Raw genomic sequence first — 26,292 nt, 5'->3', positions numbered from 1 at the left:
CCGGGCCCCGCCGCCCCCTGACCGACCTCCCGACCCCTCTCACCGAAGGAACGCATCCAATGAGCATTCGGCGCACCACGAAGGCCGCCAGGGGAGCGGCCGTCACGGCGAGCGCGGTCGGCCTGGCCCTCCTGGCGGCCGGCTGTGGTGGCGGCGACAGCGGGGCGCCCGCACCAGAGCACGACAAACCCGCCGCCCACAGCGCCACCCCCGACGGCAACGACCCCGGCACCCCCGCCGCCGACGCCGACAAGGTCATCGGCGAGATGAAGGGCCCCGACGGCGTCGACGTCACCCTGCGTTCCGCCACCCGCGACTCCGGCGGCTTCGTCACCGTCGAGGGCACCGTCACCAACCACGGCACCCGCGCCTTCAACGCCATCGACTGGCGCTCCAACGAGACCGAGCTGAAGTCCCGTTCGTCCCTCTCCGGCGCCACCCTCGTCGACAAGGCCGGCAAGAAGCGCTACCTGGTGCTCCGCGACACCAACGGCGAATGCCTCTGTACGACGGGCCTGAGCGGACTGCTGCCGGGCCAGAGTCGGCCCGTCTTCGCGCAGTTCCCGGCCCCGCCCGCCAAGGTGACCGAGGTCGACTTCCAGTTGCCCACCATGCCGCCGGCCACCGTCAAGATCACCGATTGAGCCGCCCGCGATGACCGCCTCCCGAACGGCCGTTACGGCCACCGCCGTGCTGTTGCTGACCGTCGCCCTCACCGCCCCCGCCGCCCACGCCGACCCGCCGGGCATCACCGAGGGCACCACCGCGCCGGTCCGCATCGACCCCACCAACCCCCGGCTGCGGATGGTCCAGGGCGCCAAGCTGGCCCCGCCCAAGGTCCTCAACATCAAGTCCATCGTCGAGACCGACGACGGCTCCGAGCGCCGCCAGGACACCAACGACAACGTCACCTTCGCGCTCCAGGCCGAGGTCCTCTTCGGCAAGGACAGCGCCGCGCTCTCCACCGACGCGCTGGGCCGGATCAGCGCCATCGCCGACGAGGTCCGCAGGCAGCGCGCCACCGCCCTCAAGGTGTTCGGCTTCACCGACAACCTCGGCTCCACCGCGCACGGCCTGGTCCTCTCCAAACAGCGCGCCAACGCCGTCCAACGCGAACTCGCCGTCGACCTCGGCTCGTCGGTCGGCTTCCAGACCCGCGGCTACGGCGAGCAGTACCCGATCGCCGACAACAGCACCGAGGCCGGCCGCCGCAAGAACCGCCGCGTCGAGGTCAGCTTCCCCCGCAACGGCGGCTGACCGGGACCCCCACCACCCCGCCCGCGGAACCACTGCCGGACCGACAGTATTGGACTGACCGATCCAATAGGTGTTAGCGTTCCCCCATGGCCCGACCCAGGAAGTTCGACGAGGGGCGGGCGGTCGACGCCGCGATGGAGGCGTTCTGGGCCGCCGGCTACGAAGCCACCTCCACCCAGGACCTGTGCGAGGCCACCGGCCTGGGGCGCAGCAGCATCTACAACACCTTCAAGAGCAAGCACGACCTCTTCGAGCGCGCCCTGTCCCGCTACATGGAGCGCAAGAACGCCGAGCTCGCCGAGCTCCTCGACGACGGCGCCCGCACCGCCCGTCAGCGGCTCCGCGCCCTCCTCCAGCGCATCATCGACGAGGAGTTCACCCACCACCCCGACGGCCGTGGCTGCCTCGTCGTCAACGCCGCCGTGGAGATCTCCGCCCACGACCCCTCGGTGGCCACCGCCCTCGAACGGGACTACGGCGTCCGCCTGGAGGCGATCCGCGCGGTGATCGAATCCGGCCAGCGCGACGGCGACATCGCCCCCGACAAGGACGCCCGCACCCTCGCCCACCTCCTGATCGCCGCCGTCGGCGGCCTCCGCGTCTCGGCCCGCGCCGGCGTCGACCGCCCCGCCCTGGAACGCGTCGCCGACGCCACCCTCACGGCGTTCTAGGTGCCGGGCCGACGCCCCAACTCCGCGCTGCCGGGCCATGGTTGGCGGCGCGGTCGCCTCGCGCCTCCGTTTTGAACTGATCTATCCAAAATCTGCCACGACACGGCCCCGCGGGCCACGCCACGGGCGCCCGTCGGTAGCCCCGGGCGGCCGCAGGTGTCGCCAGGCACCCCTCAAGGAAACCCAGGAACCCATGCCCCTCGCCGTCCACCTGCTCGGCCTGGCGATCTTCGCCCAGGGCACCTCCGAGTTCATGCTCTCCGGCCTGCTCCCCAACATCGCCACCGACCTCGGTGTCTCCCTCCCCGACGCCGGCCTCCTGGTCTCCGCGTTCGCCCTCGGCATGGTCCTCGGCGCCCCCGCGCTTGCCGTCGCCACCCTCCGCGTCCCGCGCCGCACCGCCCTCATCGCCTTCCAACTGGCCTTCGTCGCCGGCCATGTGGTCGGTGCCCTCGCCCCCGGCTACGGCGTCCTGTTCGCCACCCGCATCGTCAGCGCCGTCGCCTACGCCGGCTTCTGGGCCGTGGCCGCCGCCACCGCCGTCGCCCTCGCCCCGCCCGAGGCGAAGGGGCGGGCGCTCTCCGTCGTCGGCACCGGACTCACCCTCGCCACCGTCGTCGGCGTGCCCGCCGGCACGGTCCTCAGCCAACACGCCGGCTGGCGCGCCGCGTTCTGGGCGGTCGCCGGCCTCACCGTGCTCAGCGCGCTCTCCCTCCTCGCCGCCCTCCCCGCCGCCCGCACCGCCCGCGCCGCCACCCAAATGCTCTCCATCCGCGGCGAGTTGACCGGCCTGGCCCGCCCCCGGCTCTGGCTCTCCTTCCTCATCACCGCACTGACCTTCGGCGCCGGCGTGGTCACCTTCAGCTACCTCGCCCCGCTCCTCACCGAGGTCACCGGACTGCCCGCCGCCTGGGTCCCGGTCGTCCTCTCCCTCTACGGCGTCGGCGGCCTCGTCGGCGTCACCGTCGGCGGCCGCTACGCCGACACCGCACCCCTGCGCACCCTCGCCCTCGGCACCGCCGTCCTCACCCTCGCCTCCGCCGCCCTGGCCCTCACCGCCGCCCAACTCCCCGCCGCCCTCGCCCTGGTCGCCGTCCTCGGCTTCACCGCCTACGTCACCAACCCGGTCCTCCAGTCCCGGGTCTTCCGCCTCGCCCCCGACGCCCCCACCCTCGTCCCCGCCGTCAACACCTCGGCCTTCAACGTCGGCATCACCCTCACCCCCATGCTCGGCGGCCTCACCATCAACGCCGGCCTCGGCCTCCGCTCCGTGGCCTGGGTGGGCGCCGCCACCGGCCTCCTTGCCCTTCTGGCCACCGCCTACGCCGCAACCCTCCAACGCCCCACCCGCGACACCCCGCCCACCTCCGCACCCCACGCCCCGACCCCCACCAGCACCCCGGTCGACGCGTGAGAGCCGTCCGCCCACCCGCCAACCCTCCACTCACCCACCCGCGTTGGTATCCCCCGCCCCGTCCCGCCCCTGCTCCCGCACCCGGACCCGCACCCCCCGCCTAACCCCCCACCGCGCCAACGCCCCGGCCTCCGCCTCCACCACGTGCCGGGCCCGCCACCGCGGACGCCCCAACCGCCCCGGCCGCAGGGTGCACACGTCCACCACCACCAACTCCCGGTCCAGATACGCCACATCGATCGCGAACCGCATCCCGAACGTGTGCACCCCGCTCGCCGGCGTCAGCAACAACGCCCCCACGATCCCGTCCCGGCCCAACAGCCCCCGCGTCCGCGCCCGGTACGACGCCGCGACCTCCACCGGAACCTCGACGTCCGCGACCGCCAGAACGCCTCGCCCGTCCACCCAACTCCCCATGCCCGCCGTTGTATCAACCGCCGCACCCTAGGGTCGACCCGTGTCCGTCACCCTGATCGCCCTCGCCGCCGCCTACGGAGCCGCCACCGGACTCCTCCTCCCGCGCCCCGCCCACCGGTTCTCCGTGGCAGCCGACGAGGACTGGCGCGCCCACTGCCCCGCGGGCCACACCCTCACCGGCCCGGCCCGCGGCTGGCTGGGCCCCGCCCGCTGCCCCAACTGCCGGGCACCGTACGGCCCTTCCGCGCTCCCCACCGCCACGGCCACCGCCCTCGCCTGCGCCGCCCTGGCCACCGCCACCGGCCCCCGCCCCGAACTCGCCGCCTGGCTCCTGCTCACCCCGGTGGCTGTCCTCCTGGTCCTCGTCGACCACCGGGTCCGGCGCCTCCCCGACGTCCTCACCCTGCCCCTGGCCGCGACCGCCGCCACCGCCCTCGGCGCCGTCGGCGCCCTCGCCCACACCCCCGACACCTGGCTACGCGCCCTCCTGGCCGGCCTGGCCCTGGCCGCCTGCTACCTGCTGCCCTGCCTCCTCAACCCCTCCGCCCTCGGCCTCGGCGACGTCAAGCTGGCGCTCGGCCTGGGGATAGCCCTCGGGTGGTACGGCTGGCCCACCCTGATCACCGGCGGCGCCGCCGGCACCCTGCTCGGCGCCCTCTACGCGGCCTTCCTCCTCCTGGTCCGCCGCGTCGACCGCCGCACGACCATGCCCCTGGGCCCCTTCATGATCACCGGAGCCTTCGGCGCCCTCCTCCTGGCCGCCCCCACGGCTCCCTGAAGCCCTTCACCCCGCCCCGAGCCACGCCGACCACCCCAGGGTGCACGAACCACCCCTCCCGCGGGGTTATGGTGGAAGCCCCCCCTCGGGCCGGTCCGTATCCCCCCCACGGACCGGCCCGCTTTTCTTTTTCCCCCGCCCACGCTGTGGTGCCGCCGGTCCCTGCCGGTTGGTGGGGTTACGCGCCGTGGTGACGGCGGGGGTGATCGGTGGCCGCCCCGCGTAGCCGCCTGTCCGGCCTCGTGGGGGCCGGGGCCGTCCGGTGGGTGGGGGGCGGAGGGACTGCCCCGGAACCCGGCGGGCGGAAGCCGAGGCCGCCCCGGCCCGCGCCGGACGAAAGCGAAACCGGAGCCGAGGCTGCCCCGGCCCTCGCTCAGCCCGGGAGGGTGGCGAGGCGGGTCAGCGGCGGGCCCAGATGTTCACGCCCTCGGTGGTTCGGGCGAGGGCGTCGAGCTCGGTCAGTTCGGCGTCGGTGATCGGGGGTGCGTCGAGCGCGGCGATGTTGGCCTCCAACTGGGCGACGCTGCTGGCGCCGATCAGGGCGGAGGTCATGCGGGGGTCGCGCAGGACCCAGTTCAGGGCGAGTTGGGCGAGCGACTGGCCGCGGCGGGCCGCGATGTCGTTGAGGCCGCGGAGGCGCCGGAGGACCTCGTCGGTGAGGAGGCCCGGGTCGAGGGACTTGCCCTGGGCGGCACGGGAGTCCTGGGGGATGCCGTTGAGGTACTTGTCCGTGAGCATGCCCTGGGCGAGCGGGGCGAAGGCGATGCAGCCCATGCCCTCGTCGGCGAGCACGTCCAGCAGGCCGTCGTCCTCGATCCAACGGTTGATCATGGAGTAGGACGGCTGGTGGATGAGGGGGCGGATGCCCATGTCGCGCAGGATGCCCACCGCCTCGCGGGTCTGCTCCGCGTTGTAGGAGGAGACGCCGACGTAGAGCGCCTTGCCCTGTTGGACGGCGGACGCCAGGGCGCCCATCGTCTCCTCCAGCGGGGTGTCGGGATCGAAACGGTGCGAGTAGAAGATATCGACGTAATCGACACCCATCCGCTGCAAGGAGGCGTCCAGCGACGAGAGCAGATATTTCCGGGAGCCCCATTCGCCGTAAGGGCCGGGGTGCATCAGATATCCGGCTTTCGTCGAGAGAATCAGCTCGTCGCGGTAGCCGCGGAAGTCCTGGGCGAAGATCTTTCCGAAGTTCAGCTCGGCGGATCCGGGCGGCGGGCCGTAGTTGTTGGCCAGATCGAAGTGGGTGACGCCCAGGTCGAAGGCGCGACGCAGAATGGCCCGCTGCGAGCTGAGGGTGCGATCGTCCCCGAAGTTGTGCCAGAGTCCGAGGGAGATGGCGGGGAGTTTGAGGCCGCTGCGGCCGGTGCGCCGGTACTCCATGGACGCATAGCGGGAATCCGCGGCGCGGTAGTCAGTGCCAGTGGTCATGAAGCTCTCCCTATCACGTACTTGTGACACACCGATTGGGCTGCTGAGACAGCCGAGAAGTAAAGTTGCCCCCTTACGCGACGGGGCGATGGCCATCGGCACGGAGGGGCTGGACCACACATGCTGCGATCTTCCGGGATGCGCATCCCATATCCGCCGGCGCTGCGCGATCTCGTCTACCGGCTGTACGCACGCCGGGTGGAGGGTCGCCTGGACCACACCCAGGTGCCCAAGCACATCGGCGTCATCCTCGACGGCAACCGGCGCTGGGCCCGGGCCGACGGGCTGTCGACCGAGCAGGGGCACCTGGCGGGCGCGGCCAAGATCGACGAACTGCTGGGCTGGTGCGCGGAGACCGGTGTGGAGGTCGTCACGCTCTGGCTGTTGTCGACCGACAACCTCGACCGCCCGGAGTCCGAGCTGACCCCGCTGCTGGGGATCATCGAGAACACCGTGCGCAACCTCGCCGCGGACGGCCGCTGGCGGGTGCACCACGTCGGCAACCGCGACCTGCTGCCCGACGCGACCCAGCGGGTGCTCAAGGAGTCCGAGCAGAACACCCTCGACAACAAGGGCGTCCTCGTCAACGTCGCGATCGGCTACGGCGGTCGGCAGGAGATCGCGGACGCGGTGCGGTCGCTGCTGCTGGAGCACGCCGAGCGCGGCACCAGCTTCGAGGAGCTGGCCGAGATCGTCGACATCGACCTGATCTCGGAGCACCTCTACACCCGCGGCCAGCCCGACCCGGACCTGGTGATCCGCACCAGCGGTGAGCAGCGGCTGTCGGGCTTCATGCTCTGGCAGAGCGCTCACTCGGAGTACTACTTCTGCGAGGTCTTCTGGCCGGCGTTCCGGAAGGTCGACTTCCTGCGGGCGCTGCGCGACTACGCGGCCCGCCACCGGCGCTTCGGCTTCTAGCGCCTTACTTCGGGCCATGGGGGCGGACTCCGACTTCCGGTCTCCCGCCCCGTTCCGGCCTGGTTTCAGCCCTTGACCTACGGGGCGCCCCGGGCCCGGCCCAACCCCAACCCCGGCCCCATCCTCGGGACGGCGCCCGGGAGTTGAAAGCCGCAGGGGGAGTGCGGGCGGGTCGCTCGTCGAGGGAGCGTCGCCCGCCGGCGGTTCCGTTCCCCGCCCCGAGACGGATGCCGGAAGGGTGACTTCCGGCCAAACCGACGGTTGCGATCCGGCCAACTTTCGGGGTGGGTTCCGGCCATGGGCGGGTGGGGCGCGATGGCCTGGTCGGCGCCGGGGCGGTGGCCCGGCGCGCCCTCCCCGTGCTGACGGCGCCTTCCCTGACGCCCCCTCCGTTGGTCGTCCGCCCGGGGTGCCTCCGGGCGCCGCGCCGGGGCCCGTTGCGTGGGGCGTCCGCCTTTTCGCCGGTCAGCGGGTACCTGTAACCAAAGGTTCATCGAGTGTGTGTCATATGCCGTGGCATGGGGGCGGGGGTTGGAGGGAATATCCCTGGCAGGTCGGTGCCCGGAACGAACAAGCCATGGGCGCCGGTTCTCAGCGGACGGCATGGGGTCGTCCGCCCGGGAGGCCCTTTGCGCATCACGGACGATCGTGCGTACCGCACGGACGACGCGGAGGGCCGGCGTTCGGCCCGCGCAGCGCGGCCTGAACCCGGTCCTGTCCCCGGCGACGTCGTCGCACCCCGACCTCATCCGAGGGGGTTCGTCCACCCGTGGTGAACAGCAAGAAGCGCCGTGAGAGCGACCGGCGCACCTATGTCCTCGACACCAGCGTCCTGTTGGCGGATCCGGCTGCCATGTCCCGCTTCGACGAGCACGAGGTGGTGCTCCCGGTCGTCGTGGTCACGGAGCTGGAGGCCAAGCGGCACCATCCCGAACTCGGGTACTTCGCGCGGCAGGCGCTGCGCCGGCTGGACGCGTACCGGGTGGAGTACGGGCGGTTGGACGCCCCCCTCCCCATCGGGGAGCTCGGCGGGACGCTCCGGGTCGAGCTCAACCACTCCGACCCGGGACTGCTGCCCGCCGCCTTCCTGAACGGGCACAGCCGGCTCGGCGACAACGACTCGCGGATCCTCGCGGTCGCCCGCAACCTCCAGGCCGAGGGGTACGACGTCACGGTCGTCTCCAAGGACCTGCCGATGCGCATCAAGGCGTCCTCGGTGGGACTGGTGGCCGAGGAGTACCGCGCCGAGCTGGCGATCACCGACTCCGGCTGGACCGGCATGGCCGAACTCGCCCTGCCGGCCGAGCAGGTGGACGACCTGTTCGCCGCCGAGACCGCGCACATCGCGGGAGCGGAGGAACTGCCCGTCCACACCGGGCTGGTGCTCCAGTCCGAGCGTGGCAAGGCGCTGGGCCGGGTCACCCCGGAGGGCGGCGTCCGGCTGGTGCGCGGCGACCGGGAGGCGTTCGGCATCCACGGCCGCAGCGCCGAGCAGCGGATCGCGCTGGACCTGCTGCTCGACCCGGAGGTCGGCATCGTCTCGCTGGGCGGCCGGGCCGGTACGGGCAAGTCGGCGCTGGCGCTGTGCGCGGGCCTGGAGGCGGTGTTGGAGCGCCGCCAGCACAGCAAGGTGATGGTGTTCCGGCCGCTGTACGCGGTCGGCGGGCAGGAGCTGGGCTATCTGCCGGGCACCGAGGCGGAGAAGATGAGCCCCTGGGCGCAGGCCGTCTTCGACACGCTGTCCGCGGTGACGACCAAGGACGTCATCGAGGAGGTGGTGTCCCGCGGGATGTTGGAGGTGCTGCCGCTCACCCACATCCGCGGCCGGTCGCTGCACGACGCGTTCGTGATCGTGGACGAGGCCCAGTCGCTGGAGCGGAACGTGCTGTTGACCGTGCTGTCCCGGATCGGGGCCAACTCCCGGGTCGTGTTGACCCATGACGTCGCGCAGCGCGACAACCTCCGGGTCGGGCGGTACGACGGAGTGGTCGCCGTGGTCGAGAAGTTGAAGGGGCATCCGCTCTTCGCCCACGTCACGCTCAACCGCTCCGAGCGGTCGCCGATCGCCGCGCTGGTGACCGAAATGCTGGAGGAAGGCAGGATCTGACCGGTCGTAGAACGGCGCGCCGCCCGGCGAAGCGAGGGAGCTTAGCCGGGCGGCGCTCGTGTGCGCTCGGATATCCGGAAATCCCCAGCAGCAAACGAAGTGTGAGCTTTCACACCCGGTAGGGAATTGCTTCCCGGCGTGCCGTTCGGGCAGAGTCTGGGTCCTGTCAGGCCCCGCATACGGCCCAGACGCGCCCTCCGGGGCGCATGGATACCCGAATTTCATAGCGAGTTGCCGTATGCCGCCCGAGCATCACGCGGACCCCCGAGGGGGACCCACCGGGCCAGTGCCTCCCGTGACCAGCCGGCGCCACCCGCTCAACAGGGGCCGGAACAAGGGGAGGCCAGCGCCAGGGGCACGATTGCGTCCGCGAGGTCACCTATGCGGGCGATGCTGGAAGGAAAGCGTGTGAGCCGGATCTCGGTCCGGGGATTCGCAGTGGCGTCCGCCACCGCGGTCACCACCGTCGGCGCCGTGGTCGGCGTCGCATCGGGCAGCCAGGCAGCGGTCAACAACACCGAGGCCACGGCAGCCGACGCGACGATCGCCGACATCCCCGCGGGCCAGCAGGCCCAGGTGCAGACGGCGTCGCTGACGCAGCAGGCAGACTCGGCGTCCACCCAGGCGGACGCGGCGGCACTCAAGTCCGCGCAGGAGTCGGCCCGTAAGGCAGCCGCGGAGACCGCGCAGAACAAGAAGGACGCCGCGGACAAGGCGAAGGCGGAGAAGGAGGCCAAGGAGCGCGAGAAGGCGCAGGCCGTCTCCCGTTCGGTCGTCCGCGATGCCACGGACTTCGTCGCCAAGGCTTCCTACACCATCGCCGAGACCCAGGCGATGGCCCGCCAGATGATCGCGTCCGACCAGTTCCAGTGCTTCAGCAACATCGTGACGCGGGAGTCCGGTTGGAACTACCACGCCACCAACGCCGGCTCCGGCGCCTACGGACTGGTGCAGGCCCTGCCGGGCTCGAAGATGTCCTCCGCGGGCTCCGACTGGCAGACCAACCCGGCCACCCAGATCAAGTGGGGCCTGAACTACATGAACAGCCGGTACGGCAGCCCCTGCGGTGCCTGGTCGTTCTGGCAGGCCAACAGCTGGTACTAGGCCGTCCCCGGGCCGTACCCCAGCGCCGAGAAACCCCCGAACGCGACGCGTCGGGGGTTTCGCGCGTCCGGGCCCAGGTAACGTCGTGACGTCAGATTGCGGTAAGGGCGGGGAAGAGGAAGCGACATGTCCAGATTGCCTCAGTGGGTCGGCGGCCTGGGCGCCGGCCTGACGCGGCTCTCGCAGCGGCTGGAGGAACAGCGCCGCCGCGCGGAGGCCGCGGCGGAGGCCGCCGAGCGGGCAGAGCTCGGGTACGCCGGGCACGTGGACCGGGACGTGCTGCGCACCCCGGCGGCCGGCGTCCCGGCGGAGCAGCCCGCGGGCGGTGACGCTCCGGGCGGGCGCACCACGACGGCCACGCGGCCGCCGGACGCGGTGCCGGCCGCGCCCGCCGCGCCCCCCATGCCTCCCGCGGCACCGCCGGTGCCTCCCGCGGCCCCCATGACCGTTGTGGACGACGTCGACGGCGGGCGTGCGGGCGGGAGCGACGGTGTGCCGCGGCTGGAGGCGGAGGAGCCGGCGCCGGCCCCCGCCGCCGTCCGGTCGCCGGGCGCGGTCCCCGCACCGCCCGCCTACGCGCCGGCCGTTGCCGCCCGCCCGGACCCGGTGGCCGCGGTGCCCTGGGGCGTGCGGGTCGCGGCCGAGGCCGGCTGGCGGCTGCTGGTGCTGGCCGGAACGGTGTGGGTGCTGGCGAAGGCGATCACCGCCGTCTCACTGGTGGTGCTGTCCTTCATCGCCGCGCTGCTGATCACGGCGCTGCTCCAGCCCACCGTGGCGTGGCTGCGCCGGCGCAACGTGCCCCGCGGGTTGGCCAGCGCGTTGACGTTCATCGCCGGCTTCGTGGTGATGGGCCTGGTCGGCTGGTTCGTGGTGTGGCAGGTCCAGGGCAACATCGACTCGGTGTCCAGCCGCATCCAGGAGGGCATCACCGAGCTCAGGGGCTGGCTGCTGAAGAGCCCGTTCCATGTGACCGAGGGCCAGATCAACCACATCGCCAAGAACCTCCAGGACGCGGTCGGTGCCAACACCGAGGCCATAACGTCCGCCGGGCTGGAGGGCGTCACGGTCGTCCTGGAGATGTTCACCGGCATCGTGCTGGCGATGTTCACCACGCTGTTCCTGCTCTACGACGGCCGACGCATCTGGGAGTGGTTCCTCAAGCTGGTCCCGGCCGAGGCCCGTCCGGGGGTGGCCGGCGCCGGGCCGCGCGCCTGGCGGACGTTGACCGCGTACATCCGCGGCACGGTTCTGGTCGCCCTGATCGACGCCTTCTTCATCGGCATCGGGCTCTACTTCCTCGACGTGCCGCTGGCCGTCCCGCTCGCCGTCTTCGTCTTCCTCTTCGCGTTCATCCCGCTGATCGGCGCGGTGGTCTCGGGCGCGCTGGCGTGCGTGGTCGCGCTGGTCGCGGGGCACGACGGGGTCTTCACGGCGCTGTTGGTGCTGGCGGTGGTGCTGGCGGTGAACCAGATCGAGAGCCATGTGCTCCAGCCGTTCATCCTCGGCCGGGCGGTCCGGGTGCATCCGCTGGCGGTGATCCTCTCGGTCGCCGCGGGCAGCCTGATCGCCGGCATCGGCGGCGCGGTGGTGGCCGTCCCGCTGGTGGCCGTCACCAACACCGTCGTCGGCTATCTGCGGGCGTACTCGCAGGAGCAGGCGCTGCGGATGACGGTGCCGCCGCGCGGTGCGACCGCGATGGCGGTGGCCCCGACCCCGCCGCCGCGGCACCCCGAACACCCCTCGGACGACTAGGAGTTGACCCGAGGGGCCACGGCCCACGGCCCCACGCACAAGACCCCCGCGGACACGAGGTCCGCGGGGGTCTTTGCGTCAGACGACCGGGCGTCGGATGGCGCCCGCCTCGGCTGGCCTACGCGACGAGGTTCACTCGGCGAGGGCCGCCTCGGAGTCCAGGGTGGCGCCGACGGCCTGCAGGACGGCCGCGATCTTGACGGCCTCCTGGACCGTCTCGCGCGAGACGCCGGCCTTGCGCAGCACCTGCTCGTGCGAGTCCAGGCACATGCCGCAGCCGTTGATGGCGGAGACGGCGAGCGACCACAGCTCGAAGTCGACCTTGTCCACGCCGGGGTTGCCGATGACGTTCATCCGCAGACCGGCGCGCAGGTTGCCGTACTCCGGGTCGGAGAGCAGGTGGCGCGTCCGGTAGAAGACGTTGTTCATCGCCATGATGGCGGCGGCCGACTTGGCGGCGGTGTACGCCTCGGCGGAGAGGTTGGCCTTCGCCTCCGGCTCCAGCTCGCGCAGCACCTTCGGCGAACGCGAGGCGATCGCGCAGGCGAGCACCGTGCCCCAGAGCTGCTGCTGCGGCAGGTCGGAGTTGCCGATCACCGAACCGAGGTTCAGCTTCAGGTCCTTGGCGTAGTCCGGAACCGCGGACTTCAGGTCATCGAGGGACATGGGTGTCACTCACCAGCCAGCAGGGCGACCGGGTCCAGGGTGTCCTCGCCCTTGCTCCAGTTGCAGGGGCACAGCTCGTCGGTCTGCAGGGCGTCCAGGACCCGCAGGACCTCCTTGGGGTTACGGCCGACGGAGCCGGCGGTCACCATGGTGAACTGGATCTCGTTGTTCTGGTCGACGATGAAGACGGCGCGCTGCGCGAAGCCGTCCTCGCCCTCGATGCCCAGGGCGCGCATCAGCTCGTGCTTGGAGTCGGCCAGCATCGGGAAGGGCAGGTCGGTCAGGTCCGGGTGGTCCTTGCGCCAGGCGTGGTGCACGAACTCGGAGTCGCCGGAGAAGCCGAGGACCTGGGCGTCACGGTCGGCGAACTCGTCGTTCAGCTTGCCGAAGGCCGCGATCTCGGTCGGGCACACGAAGGTGAAGTCCTTGGGCCAGGCGAAGACGATCTTCCACTTGCCCTCGTAGGTCTTGTGGTTGATCTGCTCGAACTCCGCGCCCTTCTCCAGCGAGACGCAGGCGGTCAGGTCGAACTCGGGGAACTTGTCACCGACAGTGAGCACGCGCTCTCCTTGTTGCAAGAAAGTCCCCTATGGGGTCTTTCTGGTCTTTCCTTGAGGCTTGGACGGGATCCACAGTGCCACAGGAGGCATTGATCAGGGAAATAGTTAGACTTGTGGATGTTGATCGGAGGTGGTTATCAGTGGCTTCTCCTACGAGCCCCGGCGGACGGACCCGCCAGCCCAGCCTGGCCCAGCTGAGGGCCTTCGTCGCGGTCGCCGAGCACCTCCACTTCCGGGAGGCGGCGGCCGAGATCGGCATGAGCCAGCCCGCGCTCTCCGGCGCCGTCGCCGCGCTGGAGGAGACCCTGGGCGTGCAGCTCCTGGAGCGTACGACCCGCAAGGTGCTGCTCTCGCCGGCGGGGGAGCGGGTGGCGGCGCGCGCCCGTACGGTGCTGGACGCGGTCGGCGCGCTGCTGGAGGAGGCGGAGGCGGCCCGCGCGCCCTTCACCGGCGTGCTCCGGCTCGGCGTCATCCCCACCGTCGCCCCGTATCTGCTCCCCACCGTCCTGCGGCTGGTCCACGACACCTATCCCGACCTCGACCTCCAGGTCCACGAGGAGCAGACCGCCTCGCTGTTGGACGGGCTGGCGCACGGCCGGCTCGACCTGCTGCTGCTCGCGGTGCCGCTCGGCGCGCCCCAGGTCACCGAAATCCCCTTGTTCGACGAGGACTTCGTGCTGGTCGCACCCCAGGACCACTGGCTCGGCGGCCGCGGCGACATCCCGCGCGCGGCGCTGAAGGAGCTCGATCTGCTCCTGCTGGACGAGGGGCACTGCCTGCGCGATCAGGCGCTGGACGTCTGCCGGGAGGCGGGGCGGGACGAGAACGCGCCGGTGACGACGAGCGCGGCCGGGCTCTCCACGCTGGTGCAGTTGGTGGCCGGCGGGCTGGGCGTAACGCTCCTGCCGCGTACGGCACTTCGGGTCGAGACCGCCCGCAACGACCTGCTGACGACGGGCTACTTCGCGGATCCGGCGCCCGCCCGGCGGATCGCCCTGGCGATGCGCAGCGGCTCGGCCCGACAGCCCGAATTCGAGGAGTTCGCGCGGGCGTTGCGGGGGGCGTTGCGGGGGTTGCCGGTGCGGATCGCGGAGGGGTGAGGGTTAGGGCGCTTCTGACGGATCTCCGCGGCGTCGCGGAGATCCGTCAGAAGCGCCCTAGCGGCGTGGAGTGATGCGCCGGGCATCTTCCAGGACCTCTGTGACATCCAGGGTGACTTCGGCGCCGATCGACTCTGGGAGGGCGACCTTCTCGCCGGGGACATGGATGCGGTGCATGGCGTAGTCGTCCTCGATGGGCTCGGTGAGGACGTGGAGGCGTTCGTGCTTCCGGTCGACGATCACGTACACGGGCACCTTCGCTGCGCCGTAGGCGGCTACCTTGGTGCGCAGGTCGTTGACGTAGTTGCCGGACGTGATCTCCAGAACCATCCGGAAAGCAGCCGGGTCGACACACTCGTACTCGGCGACGCGCTCCCCGGCATCAGCGTCCACTACGGCCAGGTCGGGGATGGCGAAGTTTGCCGGGCCGTCCGGTAGCCACAGGCCGAGACCTTCGAGCACTCGCGTCTCGCCGCGGTTCAATCCCACAGCGGCAAAGGTGTCCCGGAGGCTGGACAGTCCCCTCGCATGGCCGAAGTCTGAGGGTGGGGTCACGATGAGGTCGCCTCCGAGAATCTCGACGCGGTAGCCCGGAAGCTGCTCCATGAGCTGGTCTGCCTGCTCAAGGAGCAGCAGCGACTTGTGGGCAGGCGCATGGGGACGCTCGACGGCTGCTGCGGACATTGCGTGCCTCCCAGTGGGCTGGTGTCGAGACCATCATCGTAGGCAGAGGCGGCCTTTCTCGTCCCGTACGAGCACGTTCATCCGATGGGCGACGCCTCACTCCGTGCGCAGGCCCTCGGGGCGCATCATGCGCCACAGGGGCGGCAGGCTCAGCGCGGTGACGAAGAGGATGACGGCGCCGCCGATGCCGACCATGCCGGCGACCACCGGCCAGTCGACGACCACCCCGGCGCCGATGATGTTGAGCAGCAGCGAGCCCAGGGCCAGGCCGCAGGCGAGCGCCAGGCCCAGGCCGAGGGCGACCGGGAGGGCGGTCTGCCACAGGACGGACCAGCCGAGGGTGGCGCGGCGGGTGCCGTACGCGTCGAGGGTGGAGAGCAGCCGGCGGCGCTCGTAGAGCTGCTCGACGGTGGAGATGATCAGGCCCGCGCCGATCAGGAGCAGGGTGATCACGGCGCCGATGAAGAGCGCGTTGCGGATGCCGTCGTACTGCGCGTCGTGCGGGTTGTCGAAGGAGGAGCCCTCGTACATCGCCGGGTTGATCCGGGCCGCGGTGTTGCGGAGGTGTTCGAGCACGTCGGGGGTGCCGCGGTCGAAGCGGACGAGGATCTGCACGTTGGGCTCGACGAACCGGGCCGAGGCGAGGACCGAGGGGGTCAGCAGCAGGTCGTAGTAGACGGGGTGGCCGTCGTCGACCGGGAGGAGCCTGGCGGCGCGGGCGTCCGTCGGGATCGTCCAGGGGCTGGGGGTGTGGGCCTGGTCGTCGTGGCTCCGCCGCTGGTTGAGGTCGAGGGGGGTGCCGGGGACGGGGCTGCTCTCCGTCCGGGACGCGAGGGCGGCGGCGTCGGTGAGGAAGACGTCGCCGTCCCGGCAGGACGGCAGCGCGGCCAGCTTGCGCAGCTCGGCGCAGTTGCCGACGGCGACGTTGACGGGCAGGTCGCGGCTGGTGTCGTGGCCCGGGGTGGGCATCCGGCCGGCGTCGATGTCGATGACGCCGCGGACGGCGGTGACCCCGGGGGTGGCGCGCAGCGCCGCGAGCGCCCGTTCGGTCTCCGGCCAGTTCTGGGTGCTGCCCCAGAAGGTGATCTGCGGCAGCCGCCCGGACTTGGCGTAGGCGGCGGCGAACCCGCCCTGCATGCCGGTCATCAGCATGTGGATGGCGATGGCCCCGGCCAGCGCGACGGTGATGCCGCTGACCGCGCGGGTCGCCGGGCCGCTGCTGAGCTGGAGGCGGCGGACGGCCAACTGCCAGGGCACCGGGCCGCCGCGCAGCAGGCCGACGACCCGGTCGACCAGCCACGGCAGCAGCGCCGTGACGCCGAACAGCAGCAGCGTCGCGCCGATGGCCAACTGGGCGGTGTCCAACGGGTCGTCGACCGGGCCCGGTTGGACGGCCATCGGGACCAGCAACCCCGTGCCGACGAGCGGCAGCGCGACCCGCCACCACAGCCGGCGGCGGACCGGCGGGCGGTGGCGGACGATGCCCAGCGGTTCGACGGTGATGCCGCGCTGGGCGACGAGGGTGACCAGCACCGCGCAGGTCGGGACGGCGACGGCGATCAGCAGGGCGGCGAGCGGCGCGGGGGTGACGTCCGAGGGGTAGACGTTGATGTCCCACAGGGTGATGGCCGGGGCGAGTTGGCGGCCGGCGAGGAAGAGCGCGGTGCCGCCCACCAGCCCCAGCAGCGAGCCGAGCAGCGCCTCGCCGGAGGCGATCCGCCGGGTGGTGCGGACGTCGGCGCCGACCAGGCGGAGGGCGGCCAGCCGGCGTTCCCGGCGCTCGTTGCCGAAGCGGACGGAGGTGCCGAGGAAGACCATCACCGGGGTCAGCAGCGCCACGCAGGTCATGATCACCAGGACCAGGCCGGGCGCCGTCAGCGGCTGTGACTCCCAGTTCTTGCCGAAGTGGTCGATGCGGTAGCCGTCCGGTTCGCGGAGGGTGCCGCTGCCTGCGACGAAGGTCAGTTCCCGCGGGCCCTTGAGGCCCTCGTCGCCGATCACGCCGGCGATGCGGTAGGTGCTCAGGCGCTCGCGGAGCAGCGCGTTGCCGGGGGCGCCCAGCATCTCCTTCAGGGCCGGGGAGACCAGCATCCGGCCCGGTCCGGGGAGGTGGTCCATGCCGGGCGGCACCGGTGGGTGCGCGCCGTCCGGGCGGACCAACCGGCCGCGGATGGCGGTGCCGTGGAAGGTGGTGTCCGCCGAGCTGTAGAGGACGGTGCGGTCGCTGCGCGGCGGCGGGTGCGCCTGGCCGAGGTTCTCGCGGGCCTTCTCCCGGCCGTGCCAGGCGTTCATCAGGGTCGGTGCGGAGGCGCTGCACAGCAGTACCGCCACGCCGAGCGCGACCCCGGCGGCGGTCAGGGCGGTGCGGATCCAGCCCTCCCGGCCGCCGCCGACCGCGAAGCGCATGCCCATCGCGAGGTCGCGGGCCCAGGTGAGCGGCCCGGAGCGGGGGGCGGCGGGCACGCCGGCGCTCCGCGCCCCGCCGGTGCCGGTGCCGGTCCGCGGGTGGAGCAGGGTCATACGGGGCCCGCCAGGTCCTTCACCCGGCCGTCGCGGACGACGATCTCCCGGTCGGAGTAGGCGGCGACCCGGGCCTCGTGGGTGACCAGCACCACGGCCGCGTTGGTGTCCCGGGCGGCGTCGGTGAGCAGGCCCATGACGCGCTCGCCGTTGAGGGAGTCCAGGGCGCCGGTGGGCTCGTCGGCGAAGAGCACGCGGGGGGTGGTGGCGAGCGCGCGGGCGACCGCCACCCGCTGGCCCTGGCCGCCGGAGATCTCGCCGGGCCGCTGCCGGCCCACGCCCTCGACCTCCAGGCGTTCCAGCCAGTGGCGGGCCTGGCGTTCGGCCTCCTTGCGCTTGGTGCCGTTGAGGCGGAGCGGCAGGGCGACGTTCTCCAGGCAGGTCAACTCCGGTACGAGTTGGCCGAATTGGAAGACGAAGCCGAAGTCGGTGCGGCGCAGGGCGCTGCGCTGGGCGTCGCCGAGGTCGGTGAGGGTGTGCGGGCCGTAGCGGACGGTGCCGGAGTCCGGGCGGACGATGCCGGCGAGGCAGTGCAGCAGGGTCGACTTGCCGGAGCCTGAGGGGCCCATGACGGCGACGACCTCGCCGGGATGGACGGAGAAGTCCACGCCGTCGAGCGCGGGCGTCGGCCCGTACGCCTTGCTGAGGCCCTCCGCGGCGAGCAGGGATCCCTCGGGCGTCATCTGACCGCCTCGGCCAGCTTGTCCAGGCGGGCGGCGGTCAACTCCAGCCAGCGCAGGTCCGCCTCCAGGTGGAACAGCGCGTGGTCGCAGATCAGTTGGTCGGCGAGGTCGCCGGAGCGCTTGCGCTCGGTCAGGCCGCGCATCAGCCGCAGGTGCTCGGTGCGCTGGGTGTCGAGCAGCTCGGCCGCGTCCCGCTCGGTCAGCAGGGCGAGCACGACCTTGGTGTAGAGGGTCGACTGGAGGTACGGCTCGGGCTTCTCCGGTCGGGCCAGCCACTGGGCGACGTCGGTGATCCCGGCGTCGGTGATGGCGTACCGCTTGCGCTCCGGGCCGGCCCCGGCCTCCACGCCGTCGACCTCGACCAGACCGTTCTTGAGCAGCCGGGACATGGTCGAGTAGACCTGCCCGTAGTGCAGCGGGCGGTCCTGCCCGAAGTGCTCGTCGAAGGCCCGCTTGAGGTCGTAGCCATGGCGGGGGCCGGACTCCAGAAGGCCCAGCAGCGTATGACCGATTGACATGCGGACCACCTTACTCCGGGGTGTATCGCCGGTGTATACGCACGAGGTATACCTCGCGGGAAGGGGCGGGGAGAGGCCCCGTGCACGGCGGTGCGGGGGCGGCCGGCCGGATCGTCGCCGGCGGCCGCCCCGCACCGGGTGCGCTCACTCCGTGCGCAGCCCGTCGGGCCGCATCATCCGCCACAGCGGCGGCAGGCTGAGCGCCGTCACCAGCAGGACCAGCGCCGCCCCGGTGGCGACCGGCGCCCAGAGCACCGACCCGTCGAACGTGGTCTTCCCGGCCATCCGCAGCAGCGACAGGCCCAGCCCGCAGCCGCCGGCCAGCGCCAGGGCCAGCCCCAGGAGCACCGGGAGGGCGGTCTGCCACAGCACTGACCAGGCCAGCGTGGCCCGCCGGGTCCCGAAGGCGACCAGGACGGACAGCAGCCTGCGGCGCTCGCGCAGTTGCTCCAGCATCGTCACCAGCATGCTGGCGGCGATCAGCGCCAGGGTCGCGGTGGAGGCGACCAGCAGCCAGGTGCGCACGCTGGTGAAGTGGGAGTCGCGCTCGACGTTCTGCAGCGTGTGGATGCCCATCACGGGGTTGATCCGGGCCGCGGTGTTCCGGACGTGCTCGACGGCGTCCGGGACGGTCGGGTCGACCTTGAGCTGGACGACGCCCTGCGGGTCCTCCAGCGACGTGCCGTCCAGGGCGCCGGGGGTGACGAAGAGGCCGAAGGAGGACCGGCCCATCGGGTCCGGGCGGGAGTCGACCGTGCGGGCCGTCTTCGGGACGGTCCACAGCCGGGGCGCGACGGGCGGCCCCTGCTCGTTGTGCACGATGAGGTCCACCGTGGCGCCGGGTCGGGCGGTCTGGGTGATGTAGTCGGTGTCGACCTGGCCGGTGTGGTCCCGGACGACGAAGACGTCGCCGTCCTTGCAGGAGCCCAGGCGGGCCATCTCGGCCAGGCTGGCGCAGTCGCCGTAGACGAGCTGGGTGATCGGGACGAACGGCTCGCCCTTGCGCTGCGGGCCGGGCCGGGACGCGTTGGAGTCGATGGTGGCGACGACGCCGCGGACGCCCTCGGTCTCCTGGAACATCTTCTGCGCCGTGCGGATCGTGCCGATGTCGTGCGCGGGCAGCGACGCCTGCAACTGCGCCCGCGTCGGGTCCTGTCCGGTGACCTTCATGAAGTCGCCCTGCACCGCGGAGAAGAGCAGTTGGAGCGCGATCGCGCCGGCGACCGCGACGGTGATCCCGCTGACCGAGCGGGCGGCCGCGCCCGGGCTGAGCTGGAGCCGCCGCACCGCGAGCTGCCAGGGCACCGTCCCGCGACGCAGCCGGCCCACCACCGCGTCCACGGCCCAGGGCAGCACCAGCGTCACCCCGAGCAGGAACACCGCGGCGCCGCCGCCGACGAGGTACGGATTGACGCCGCCGCCGGGGGAGTTGAGCTTGCCGTTGGCGATCAGCAGCGCCACGCCGGCCAGCAGGAACGGCAGCCGCCACCACAGCCGGCGCCGGCGGTCCGCGCCGCTGCGGACGACGCCCAGCGGCTCGATGGTCACCCGGCGCAGCGACAGCAGCGTGACGAGGACGGCGGCCAGCGGCACCGCGAGCGCGATCAACGCGGTCAGCCACGGGGCCGGGGTCAGGTCGGAGGGGAAGGCGGAGATGTCCCAGACGGTGATCCCGGAGGCCAGTTGCCGGGCGCCCAGGAACATCCCGGCCCCCACCAACAGGCCGCACAGTGCCCCGAAGAGCGCCTCGCCGGCCGCGGTCCGCCGGGTCATCCGGGCGTCCGCGCCGATCAGCCGCAGGGCGGCCAACCGGCGGTCGCGCTGCTCCCCGCCGAACCGGACCGCGGTGCCGATGAAGATCGCCACCGGCATCAGCAGCACCACGAACGCCACGATGATCAGCGCCAGCAGCTTGGGGTCCAGCGGATCGCTGGTGGGCGCGATGCCGAAGCCGGGGATCCGGTGGCCGCCGTTGGCCTCGGTCAGGGTGTCGCTGCCGGCGTAGAAGGTGAGGTCGGCGGGGCCGACCAGGCCGCTCTGCGCGATCAGGCCGACGTCCTTGTACGGCAGCCGCTCGCGCAGCAGCGCGCCCTCCGGTGAGCGCAGCAGCTCGCGCAGCGCGGGGGAGACCACCATCTCGTTCGGCCCGGGCAGGGCGGCCACCCCCGGCGGGGCGGGCGCCTTCGGGCCGTCCGGGCGCAGGAGTTCGCCCCTGACGGCCTGGGTCCGGTACGTCGTGTGCACGTCGCCGACGAGCAGCGTGGACGCGCTCGGCGGCGTGGCCCGGCCGAGCTGCGCCGGGGCCTGGGCCTCCCGGCGCTCGCTCCGCTCCGCGGCGATGGTGGGGATGGACGCCGCGGTGAGCAGCAGCGTCACGCCCAGCCCCACGCCGACCGCGGTCAACAGGGTGCGGATCCACCCCTCGCGCCCGCCGCCGACCGCGAAGCGCATGCCCATGACGAGGTCCCGGGCCCAGGCGCGCGGCCCGCGCGCGGCGTTCGTCGTGTCGGTGCTCATGCCGTGCCCGCCATCTCCCGCGCGATGCCGTCCCGCACCACGACCTCGCGGTCGGCGTACGCGGCGACCCGGGCCTCGTGGGTGACCAGCACCACGGCCGCGTTGCTCTCCCGCGCGGCATCGGTCAACAGGCCCATGACGCGCTCGCCGTTGAGGGAGTCCAGGGCGCCGGTGGGCTCGTCGGCGAAGACCACCCGCGGCCGGCCGGCGAGCGCGCGGGCCACCGCGACCCGTTGGCCCTGCCCGCCGGAGACCTCGCCGGGCCGCTTGCCCGCGACGCCGTCCACCTCCAGTCGCTCCAGCCAGTGGCGGGCCTGGCGTTCGGCCTCCTTGCGCTTGGTGCCGTTGAGGCGGAGCGGCAGGGCGACGTTCTCCAGGCAGGTCAACTCCGGTACGAGTTGGCCGAATTGGAAGACGAAGCCGAAGTCGGTGCGGCGCAGGGCACTGCGCCGGCCATCGCTGAGGTCGGTCAGGGCGTGCGAGCCGTAGCGCACGGACCCGGAGTCGGGGCGGATGATCCCGGCGAGGCAGTGCAGCAGGGTCGACTTCCCGGACCCGGAGGGGCCCATGACGGCGACGACCTCGCCGGAGTGGATGGAGAAGTCCGCGCCGTCGAGCGCGGGCGTCGGCCCGTACGCCTTGTGCAGCGCACGGGCTTCGAGCAGGGAACCGGCCGGGGTCATACGTGGGCCTCCGGGAGTGCGAACAGGGCATGACGAGGACCGACGCGCTCAAGGCAGCGCCGACCCACGGGCATGCTTCGCACTCTACATGAGGTGTATACGCAGTGTTTATAGATGGGATCCGGCCGTCGGTGAGCGCTGGTGTGGGGCTTGCGCGGGCGTCACGCGGACCAGTAGGGGTCCTGTGCGTCCGGGGTGTAGTCGGGGCCGCCGTCGGGAGCCTTGGGGAACGTGTCGCCGCCCTCACCTTCGATGCCACCGCGGGGGCCGTCGGATCGGGCGGCGACGCCGGCGGAGATTTCGACGTTGCCGAACCCGCTCACCGAGAAGTTAACGACGCAGCCGTCCGATGCCTTACCGGAGAGTGAAGGCTCTCTAGGGTTTGTGGACTTGATCTCGAAGCCGGCTTTCCGCCACTGCTTGTCGAAGGCCGCGATCAGTTTGTTCAGCTTTGCTTTCGAGATTTTGGTGCGCACGAAGCGGTGTCGACCAACGCTTACTTCTCCGCTGGCTGTATTCGTGAATGAGTTCTTGATCTCCGACAGGTGGGCCGGGCCGTCTCGCCACTTGAGCTGTGGGTGTACCGCCTTGAAGGTGTCGTCCAGGACGGAGTCGATGCGCTCGATGGCCTGATCCGCGCTGATGGTTGGCTCGGGGTCGCCTCCCCGCAAGGCGGAGCATCCGATAAGGATTCCCGGTGCAAGCGCGATGCTGATGGCCACGAGGGGAAGAGTTCGTCGACGCGTCATGCGTCATCGCCTCTCTTCAGAGGTGACTTTTTCCGGAGTTCCAGCCACGATTCTTCCCATGTTGTTCAGCGACTCGCCGCTGGTCTCCTCGCCGTCATCGAAGTAATTTGAGTGCGAACTCCAGGGCACGCCGTCGTCCACGGAAAACCGTCGCCCGCCGAACTCCGTGCTGGCCGGATCCTGCCCGAAGTGCACTTCATGCGGATCGCCCAGATGCGCAATGATGCCTCCAAAGGGGCCGCCGAACATCTGTCCGGCGACTTCGCTGTCGGACGGTGTATGGGTAACCGGATCGCTGTCCGCTGCGCCTACCCACACATGGTCAGCGCCTACCCCAAGCTGGTCGGCCCGCTGGGCCCCGGTGCCTGGACTGCCCACCAAGACGATGTCGTCCGCGGGAATTCCGCCCTCGCGTTGAGCCGCCTGCCCCACGGTAAATGACCCATAACTGTGCCCAATGGCCGTCACGTGCGGCTTTTCGCCCTGGTGCGTGGCGTGAATACCGTCGAGGAACTTCCCGAAGTCCGCGCCGCCCTGCTTTCCCCGCTCTTCATCCGCGACTCCAAGGTCGGTCTCGGCGAGCCTGTCGGTGCCGCCCTGCGGGGCGTCGTATCCCAGCCATACGATGGAAGCCGTTCGGTGTTGCCCGCCATCGGCTTTCCGTGCCGAGTCCCACACATTCTTGGCGCGATCCCCGTCCGGACCCCCGACATCTCTGAGCTGGGTATTGAACCCAGGCACGTAGGCGGCGACGTTGTCCGCCGTGTCGGGGTCACCGTACGACAGAATGGCTCGTCCCTGTCCTTCTGGCCCGATGCCGAGCAGCAGGGGTTCGGGTTCCTTACCGGAATCCCCTTCGAGACGATTCCTGATCGCCTCGAAACCCTCGCGCTGCCGCGCCACCGTTGGCGTCACGCGCGAACCCGGTGGGTACATGGCGATCAGCCGGTCGAGATTGACCCGATTCGCCTTGTCACGAGTCCTGGCCGGAATTCCGTCGAGGTTTCCGATGACGCTCGGATTGAGCGCCAGCTGCTCCTCCTGCTCTTCCTTGCTCAGGCCGTTCCACCAGTTCCGGACGATCTTCGGGTCGGTTCCCTTCTTGGGAGTTGATTCGAGCCCGACGGCCACTCCAGAAATCTTGGAAATGTCCGAGGCGTCGCGCATCGACTCCAGATGGTCCACGGAAAGCCCACGACCGACCCGCAGTCTCGCCAGGGCGATGCAGTAGCGGGCGTCTATCTCCGAGGCGTTGCGCAGAACGCCGATGATGTTCTCTTCAAGGCCGCGCCGCTCCTGTTCCTTCGCCGGCGTTCCCGCGTCGGGGTCTCCGGTGGGAACATCGCCCTCGCTGGCGTACATGACCTCGCCGGTCGGCGCGATTTTGTAGCCCTTCTGGATGGCTTCGTCCAATGACTGGTGGAGCTTCTTCTGCTGCGTTCGAAGTTCGGTGATGACCCCGTCCAGGGCCGTCTCGATGAGAGCGCATTCCTGGCTGCCGAACTGAAAGTTCTCGCTCAGCCTCCCCATGCGCTTCTGCGCCGCATCGGCTGCGCTCCCGGACCACTCGTGCTGCAAGGGGCGGCGCATATGGCCGTCAACGCGGTCGCCGTAGCCCCCGAGGCGTCGGGCGACCTGTGCCCATTCTTCCTTCGCGCTCTCCAGCGCGGAGAAGCCGAGGTTCTGGATATCTCGGATCGTCAGCGGCATCCGGCATCACCCAAAGGGGCTGTTGAAGCGGGCAGCGCTCTGCGCCGCAGGGCGGACGGCAACGGAACTTCCGGCGCCAGGCCGGGTGAACGACTTTGCGGTTGCCTCGTCGTTCTTCTCGTAGTTGTCGGCCGAGCCCCTGAGCGAGCGTGCGACCTCGCCGCACTCCTTCCGGACGTCGCTGAGGCGATCATGCCAACTCTGCTGCGTTTTCATCAGCTCCGCGACGAACTGAAACCCTTCCGTCTGCCCCCGCACTCCCTGATGGTGCGCATCGAGATTGCCAAGGCCGGTTCCCAGTCCGGCTTGCATCTCTTCGCCGTGAGTGGCGGCCGTGCGCAGTGCCTTTGGATCGACTTTGCTGGTCGACAAGACTCCCCCGATTCCCCGTTTCTCGTGTGTTCCTGGGCCCGTGAGGGGGCGTCACCAAGTGCCCCCAGGATGGGCAATCGGCCATCCTAGGCGATGACTTAGGGGGGCACTTCGTCGGCGAAACATCCAGCCAATCTTGTACCGGATTACCTCGCAGCGTTTATGGAGGTCAACCGGGCGGCGATCGGACGAGCGATACCGGGCCGGCCAGGCTTGGCCGCGCCACTGCGCGACGCCCTGCCGCAGCAGCTCTCTTGCAGTGACGTCACGGCGAGCCACGGTGCTGGCCACCGCTGGATGCGCGCGCCCGCCCGTGGATCTCCCTTGGTGCGGCTCTTCCCGCCTTGATGGATGCGTCGGCCGGCCTGGGGCGCCCTGATCCGGTGATTGCTCAGCCGCCCCCCTCCCGCCCCTCCTCCGCCCCCCGGTGTTTGGGTGGGCGGCCGCGGCGTGGGGGGCCGCCCGCGCCGCGGGGGAGGCGGCCGGCGTCGCCCAGGGCCTTGCGGAGCAGGAACTCGATCTGGGCGTTGGCGCTGCGGAGTTCGTCGTCGGCCCAGCGGGTGAGGGCGTCGTGGATCAGCGGGTCCAGCCGCAGCAGCACCTGCTTGCGCTGCTGCGGCCGGCGGGCGGGGGGCCGTTCGCGTTCGGCGTCGGGACCCTCTGTGGCGTCCGTGCTCACTGGTACAGCGAGCCCGTGTTCAGCACCGGCTGGGCGGCGCGGTCGCCGCACAGCACCACCATCAGGTTGCTGACCATGGCGGCCTTGCGCTCCTCGTCCAGCTCGACGATGCCCTGTTCGTTGATGCGCTCCAGGGCCGACTCGACCATGCCCACGGCGCCCTCGACGATCTGCTGGCGGGCCGCGACGACCGCGCCGGCCTGCTGCCGCTGGAGCATCGCGGAGGCGATCTCCGGGGCGTAGGCGAGGTGGCTGAAGCGGGTCTCGATGATCTGCACGCCGGCGGCCTGGACCCGGGCGGTCAGCTCCACGGCCAGCTTCTCGGTGATCTCCTCGGCGTTGCCGCGCAGCGAGAGGCCGCCCTCGTCGTGGGCGTCGTAGGGGTACTCGATGGCGATGTGCCGGACCGCGGCCTCGGTCTGGGTGGCGACGAACTCCAGGAAGTCGTCGACCTCGAAGAGCGCCTGGGCGGTGTCCTCGACCTTCCAGACGACGATCGCGGCCAGCTCGATCGGGTTGCCGTACGCGTCGTTGACCTTGAGGACCGAGGTCTCGTGGTTGCGGACCCGGGTGGAGATCCTGCGGGCCGAGGTGAGCGGGTTGACCCACCGCAGGCCGTCGGTGCGGATGGTGCCGACGTACCGGCCGAAGAGCTGGATCACCCGGGCCTCGCCCGGCGCCACCATCTTCACGCCGGTCATGCAGAAGAAGGAGCCAACGAGCAGCAGGATCCCGACGATCACCAGCGGGACGCCGGCCGCGTTGTTGCCGTTGTTGCCCAGGATCCCGCCGACGATGATCACGACGAGGCCGAGGGCGACGCCCAGGACGGTCAGCAGCAGGGCCAGTCCGCCCGGGATGCTGTGCGCGGCCCGCTCGCGGACCTGCGGCTCGGGCATCTCCGGGGCGTCCCCGGCGCCGTGCGGAGCGGGTGTCGTAGCGGTCATGTGGTCCCCGTTTCTCTTTCGACGGCGCGCGTCGCGGTGCGTGATGTGCGCC

The 26,292-nt window shown here is 71.4% G+C and carries 25 protein-coding genes; 10 read left to right on the top strand and 15 right to left on the bottom strand.

The genetic code is table 11. From position 1 onward, the window contains the following. The first annotated feature begins 59 nt into the window (after positions 1-59). The 4 genes from PV796_RS14850 (at position 60) to PV796_RS14835 (ending at position 3,342) form a co-directional block, all read left to right on the top strand. The gene (locus tag PV796_RS14850; RefSeq protein WP_274919029.1) at positions 60-644 is read left to right on the top strand and encodes a hypothetical protein; all 585 of its coding nucleotides are present in this window, start codon (positions 60-62) and stop codon (positions 642-644) included. A 10-nt stretch (positions 645-654) separates the two neighbouring features. Next, positions 655-1,257: an OmpA family protein gene (locus PV796_RS14845; RefSeq protein ID WP_274913596.1), complete on the top strand. Its 603-nt coding sequence runs from the start codon at positions 655-657 to the stop codon at positions 1,255-1,257. A gap of 86 nt (positions 1,258-1,343) precedes the next feature. Then, complete coding sequence (locus PV796_RS14840) at positions 1,344-1,928, top strand: TetR/AcrR family transcriptional regulator (RefSeq protein ID WP_274913594.1); 585 nt, start codon at positions 1,344-1,346, stop codon at positions 1,926-1,928. Positions 1,929-2,121: 193 nt separating this feature from the next. Further along, positions 2,122-3,342 (top strand): Cmx/CmrA family chloramphenicol efflux MFS transporter, encoded by a 1,221-nt coding sequence (locus tag PV796_RS14835; RefSeq protein WP_274913592.1) that lies wholly within the window; start codon positions 2,122-2,124, stop codon positions 3,340-3,342. Positions 3,343-3,372: 30 nt separating this feature from the next. On the opposite strand, the gene PV796_RS14830 is transcribed toward PV796_RS14835, so the two are convergent. Beyond that, positions 3,373-3,759, bottom strand: coding sequence for a DUF192 domain-containing protein (locus PV796_RS14830; RefSeq protein ID WP_274913591.1), 387 nt, complete (start codon positions 3,757-3,759; stop codon positions 3,373-3,375). Positions 3,760-3,799: 40 nt separating this feature from the next. Between PV796_RS14830 and PV796_RS14825 the strand changes: the two genes are divergently transcribed. After that, the gene (locus tag PV796_RS14825) at positions 3,800-4,537 is read left to right on the top strand and encodes a prepilin peptidase (RefSeq protein WP_274913590.1); all 738 of its coding nucleotides are present in this window, start codon (positions 3,800-3,802) and stop codon (positions 4,535-4,537) included. 399 nt (positions 4,538-4,936) lie between these two features. Here PV796_RS14825 and mgrA read toward each other — a convergent pair whose 3' ends face one another. Then, positions 4,937-5,971, bottom strand: coding sequence for an L-glyceraldehyde 3-phosphate reductase (mgrA, locus tag PV796_RS14820; protein WP_274913589.1), 1,035 nt, complete (start codon positions 5,969-5,971; stop codon positions 4,937-4,939). A 138-nt stretch (positions 5,972-6,109) separates the two neighbouring features. Between mgrA and PV796_RS14815 the strand changes: the two genes are divergently transcribed. From PV796_RS14815 to PV796_RS14800, 4 genes are all read left to right on the top strand, one after another. After that, a complete protein-coding gene (locus tag PV796_RS14815; protein ID WP_274919028.1) occupies positions 6,110-6,889 on the top strand; it encodes an isoprenyl transferase in 780 nt (259 codons plus the stop codon). Between the two features lie 769 nt (positions 6,890-7,658). Then, positions 7,659-8,996 carry a PhoH family protein gene (locus PV796_RS14810; RefSeq protein ID WP_274913587.1) on the top strand — a complete coding sequence of 446 codons (1,338 nt, stop codon included), beginning with the start codon at positions 7,659-7,661 and terminating at the stop codon, positions 8,994-8,996. 408 nt (positions 8,997-9,404) lie between these two features. Next, positions 9,405-10,100: an aggregation-promoting factor C-terminal-like domain-containing protein gene (locus PV796_RS14805; RefSeq protein ID WP_274913586.1), complete on the top strand. Its 696-nt coding sequence runs from the start codon at positions 9,405-9,407 to the stop codon at positions 10,098-10,100. A 126-nt stretch (positions 10,101-10,226) separates the two neighbouring features. Next, on the top strand, positions 10,227-11,852 hold the full coding sequence (locus PV796_RS14800; RefSeq protein WP_274913585.1) for an AI-2E family transporter: 1,626 nt from the start codon (positions 10,227-10,229) through the stop codon (positions 11,850-11,852). A gap of 132 nt (positions 11,853-11,984) precedes the next feature. On the opposite strand, the gene PV796_RS14795 is transcribed toward PV796_RS14800, so the two are convergent. Further along, positions 11,985-12,518, bottom strand: a complete 534-nt coding sequence (locus tag PV796_RS14795; RefSeq protein WP_274913584.1) for an alkyl hydroperoxide reductase — start codon at positions 12,516-12,518, stop codon at positions 11,985-11,987. Between the two features lie 5 nt (positions 12,519-12,523). Next, complete coding sequence (locus PV796_RS14790) at positions 12,524-13,078, bottom strand: peroxiredoxin (protein ID WP_274913583.1); 555 nt, start codon at positions 13,076-13,078, stop codon at positions 12,524-12,526. 140 nt (positions 13,079-13,218) lie between these two features. On the opposite strand from PV796_RS14790, the gene PV796_RS14785 reads away from it, so the two are divergent. Beyond that, positions 13,219-14,178, top strand: a complete 960-nt coding sequence (locus PV796_RS14785; protein WP_274913582.1) for a LysR substrate-binding domain-containing protein — start codon at positions 13,219-13,221, stop codon at positions 14,176-14,178. Between the two features lie 57 nt (positions 14,179-14,235). Here the strand turns inward: PV796_RS14785 and PV796_RS14780 are convergent, their stop codons facing one another. The 11 genes from PV796_RS14780 to PV796_RS14730 all read right to left on the bottom strand — a co-directional run bounded on the left by PV796_RS14780 (position 14,236) and on the right by PV796_RS14730 (position 26,240). Continuing rightward, complete coding sequence (locus PV796_RS14780; RefSeq protein ID WP_274913581.1) at positions 14,236-14,862, bottom strand: Uma2 family endonuclease; 627 nt, start codon at positions 14,860-14,862, stop codon at positions 14,236-14,238. Between the two features lie 96 nt (positions 14,863-14,958). Then, positions 14,959-17,382 carry an FtsX-like permease family protein gene (locus PV796_RS14775; RefSeq protein WP_274913580.1) on the bottom strand — a complete coding sequence of 808 codons (2,424 nt, stop codon included), beginning with the start codon at positions 17,380-17,382 and terminating at the stop codon, positions 14,959-14,961. Beyond that, a complete protein-coding gene (locus PV796_RS14770; protein WP_274913579.1) occupies positions 17,379-18,065 on the bottom strand; it encodes an ABC transporter ATP-binding protein in 687 nt (228 codons plus the stop codon). Before PV796_RS14770 ends, PV796_RS14775 begins: the two co-directional genes overlap by 4 nt. Further along, positions 18,062-18,583: a PadR family transcriptional regulator gene (locus PV796_RS14765; protein ID WP_274913578.1), complete on the bottom strand. Its 522-nt coding sequence runs from the start codon at positions 18,581-18,583 to the stop codon at positions 18,062-18,064. Before PV796_RS14765 ends, PV796_RS14770 begins: the two co-directional genes overlap by 4 nt. A 144-nt stretch (positions 18,584-18,727) precedes the next feature. Then, entirely contained in the window at positions 18,728-21,100 is a 2,373-nt protein-coding gene (locus PV796_RS14760; protein ID WP_274913577.1) for an FtsX-like permease family protein, read from the bottom strand. Continuing rightward, positions 21,097-21,783, bottom strand: coding sequence for an ABC transporter ATP-binding protein (locus PV796_RS14755; RefSeq protein WP_274913576.1), 687 nt, complete (start codon positions 21,781-21,783; stop codon positions 21,097-21,099). Before PV796_RS14755 ends, PV796_RS14760 begins: the two co-directional genes overlap by 4 nt. 161 nt (positions 21,784-21,944) lie before the next feature. Continuing rightward, positions 21,945-22,505 (bottom strand): hypothetical protein, encoded by a 561-nt coding sequence (locus tag PV796_RS14750; protein WP_274913575.1) that lies wholly within the window; start codon positions 22,503-22,505, stop codon positions 21,945-21,947. Positions 22,506-22,535: 30 nt separating this feature from the next. Then, positions 22,536-24,242: an alpha/beta hydrolase gene (locus PV796_RS14745; protein WP_274913574.1), complete on the bottom strand. Its 1,707-nt coding sequence runs from the start codon at positions 24,240-24,242 to the stop codon at positions 22,536-22,538. 6 nt (positions 24,243-24,248) lie between these two features. Then, on the bottom strand, positions 24,249-24,614 hold the full coding sequence (locus tag PV796_RS14740) for a type VII secretion target (protein WP_274913573.1): 366 nt from the start codon (positions 24,612-24,614) through the stop codon (positions 24,249-24,251). Positions 24,615-25,005: 391 nt separating this feature from the next. Further along, positions 25,006-25,293 carry a hypothetical protein gene (locus tag PV796_RS14735; RefSeq protein ID WP_274913572.1) on the bottom strand — a complete coding sequence of 96 codons (288 nt, stop codon included), beginning with the start codon at positions 25,291-25,293 and terminating at the stop codon, positions 25,006-25,008. Beyond that, complete coding sequence (locus PV796_RS14730; protein WP_274913571.1) at positions 25,290-26,240, bottom strand: SPFH domain-containing protein; 951 nt, start codon at positions 26,238-26,240, stop codon at positions 25,290-25,292. The genes PV796_RS14735 and PV796_RS14730 overlap by 4 nt, the downstream gene beginning before the upstream one ends. Positions 26,241-26,292: the final 52 nt, after the last annotated feature.

The organism is Streptomyces sp. WZ-12 (assembly GCF_028898845.1).
Classification (GTDB): Bacteria; Actinomycetota; Actinomycetes; order Streptomycetales; family Streptomycetaceae; genus Streptomyces.
The sequence above is the reverse complement of the archived record's forward strand: the minus strand, read 5'-3'. Positions and strand labels throughout refer to the sequence as shown.

What these genes read in the sequence shown, in the direction of transcription:
- PV796_RS14850 (WP_274919029.1), top strand. Translation starts at nt 60, where the DNA reads ATGAGCATTCGGCGCACCACGAAGGCCGCCAGGGGAGCGGCCGTCACG.
- PV796_RS14845 (WP_274913596.1), top strand. Translation starts at nt 655, where the DNA reads ATGACCGCCTCCCGAACGGCCGTTACGGCCACCGCCGTGCTGTTGCTG.
- PV796_RS14840 (WP_274913594.1), top strand. Translation starts at nt 1,344, where the DNA reads ATGGCCCGACCCAGGAAGTTCGACGAGGGGCGGGCGGTCGACGCCGCG.
- PV796_RS14835 (WP_274913592.1), top strand. Translation starts at nt 2,122, where the DNA reads ATGCCCCTCGCCGTCCACCTGCTCGGCCTGGCGATCTTCGCCCAGGGC.
- PV796_RS14830 (WP_274913591.1), bottom strand. Translation starts at nt 3,759, where the DNA reads ATGGGGAGTTGGGTGGACGGGCGAGGCGTTCTGGCGGTCGCGGACGTC.
- mgrA (WP_274913589.1), bottom strand. Translation starts at nt 5,971, where the DNA reads ATGACCACTGGCACTGACTACCGCGCCGCGGATTCCCGCTATGCGTCC.
- PV796_RS14815 (WP_274919028.1), top strand. Translation starts at nt 6,110, where the DNA reads ATGCGCATCCCATATCCGCCGGCGCTGCGCGATCTCGTCTACCGGCTG.
- PV796_RS14800 (WP_274913585.1), top strand. Translation starts at nt 10,227, where the DNA reads ATGTCCAGATTGCCTCAGTGGGTCGGCGGCCTGGGCGCCGGCCTGACG.
- PV796_RS14795 (WP_274913584.1), bottom strand. Translation starts at nt 12,518, where the DNA reads ATGTCCCTCGATGACCTGAAGTCCGCGGTTCCGGACTACGCCAAGGAC.
- PV796_RS14780 (WP_274913581.1), bottom strand. Translation starts at nt 14,862, where the DNA reads ATGTCCGCAGCAGCCGTCGAGCGTCCCCATGCGCCTGCCCACAAGTCG.
- PV796_RS14775 (WP_274913580.1), bottom strand. Translation starts at nt 17,382, where the DNA reads ATGACCCTGCTCCACCCGCGGACCGGCACCGGCACCGGCGGGGCGCGG.
- PV796_RS14770 (WP_274913579.1), bottom strand. Translation starts at nt 18,065, where the DNA reads ATGACGCCCGAGGGATCCCTGCTCGCCGCGGAGGGCCTCAGCAAGGCG.
- PV796_RS14765 (WP_274913578.1), bottom strand. Translation starts at nt 18,583, where the DNA reads ATGTCAATCGGTCATACGCTGCTGGGCCTTCTGGAGTCCGGCCCCCGC.
- PV796_RS14760 (WP_274913577.1), bottom strand. Translation starts at nt 21,100, where the DNA reads ATGAGCACCGACACGACGAACGCCGCGCGCGGGCCGCGCGCCTGGGCC.
- PV796_RS14755 (WP_274913576.1), bottom strand. Translation starts at nt 21,783, where the DNA reads ATGACCCCGGCCGGTTCCCTGCTCGAAGCCCGTGCGCTGCACAAGGCG.
- PV796_RS14745 (WP_274913574.1), bottom strand. Translation starts at nt 24,242, where the DNA reads ATGCCGCTGACGATCCGAGATATCCAGAACCTCGGCTTCTCCGCGCTG.
- PV796_RS14730 (WP_274913571.1), bottom strand. Translation starts at nt 26,240, where the DNA reads ATGACCGCTACGACACCCGCTCCGCACGGCGCCGGGGACGCCCCGGAG.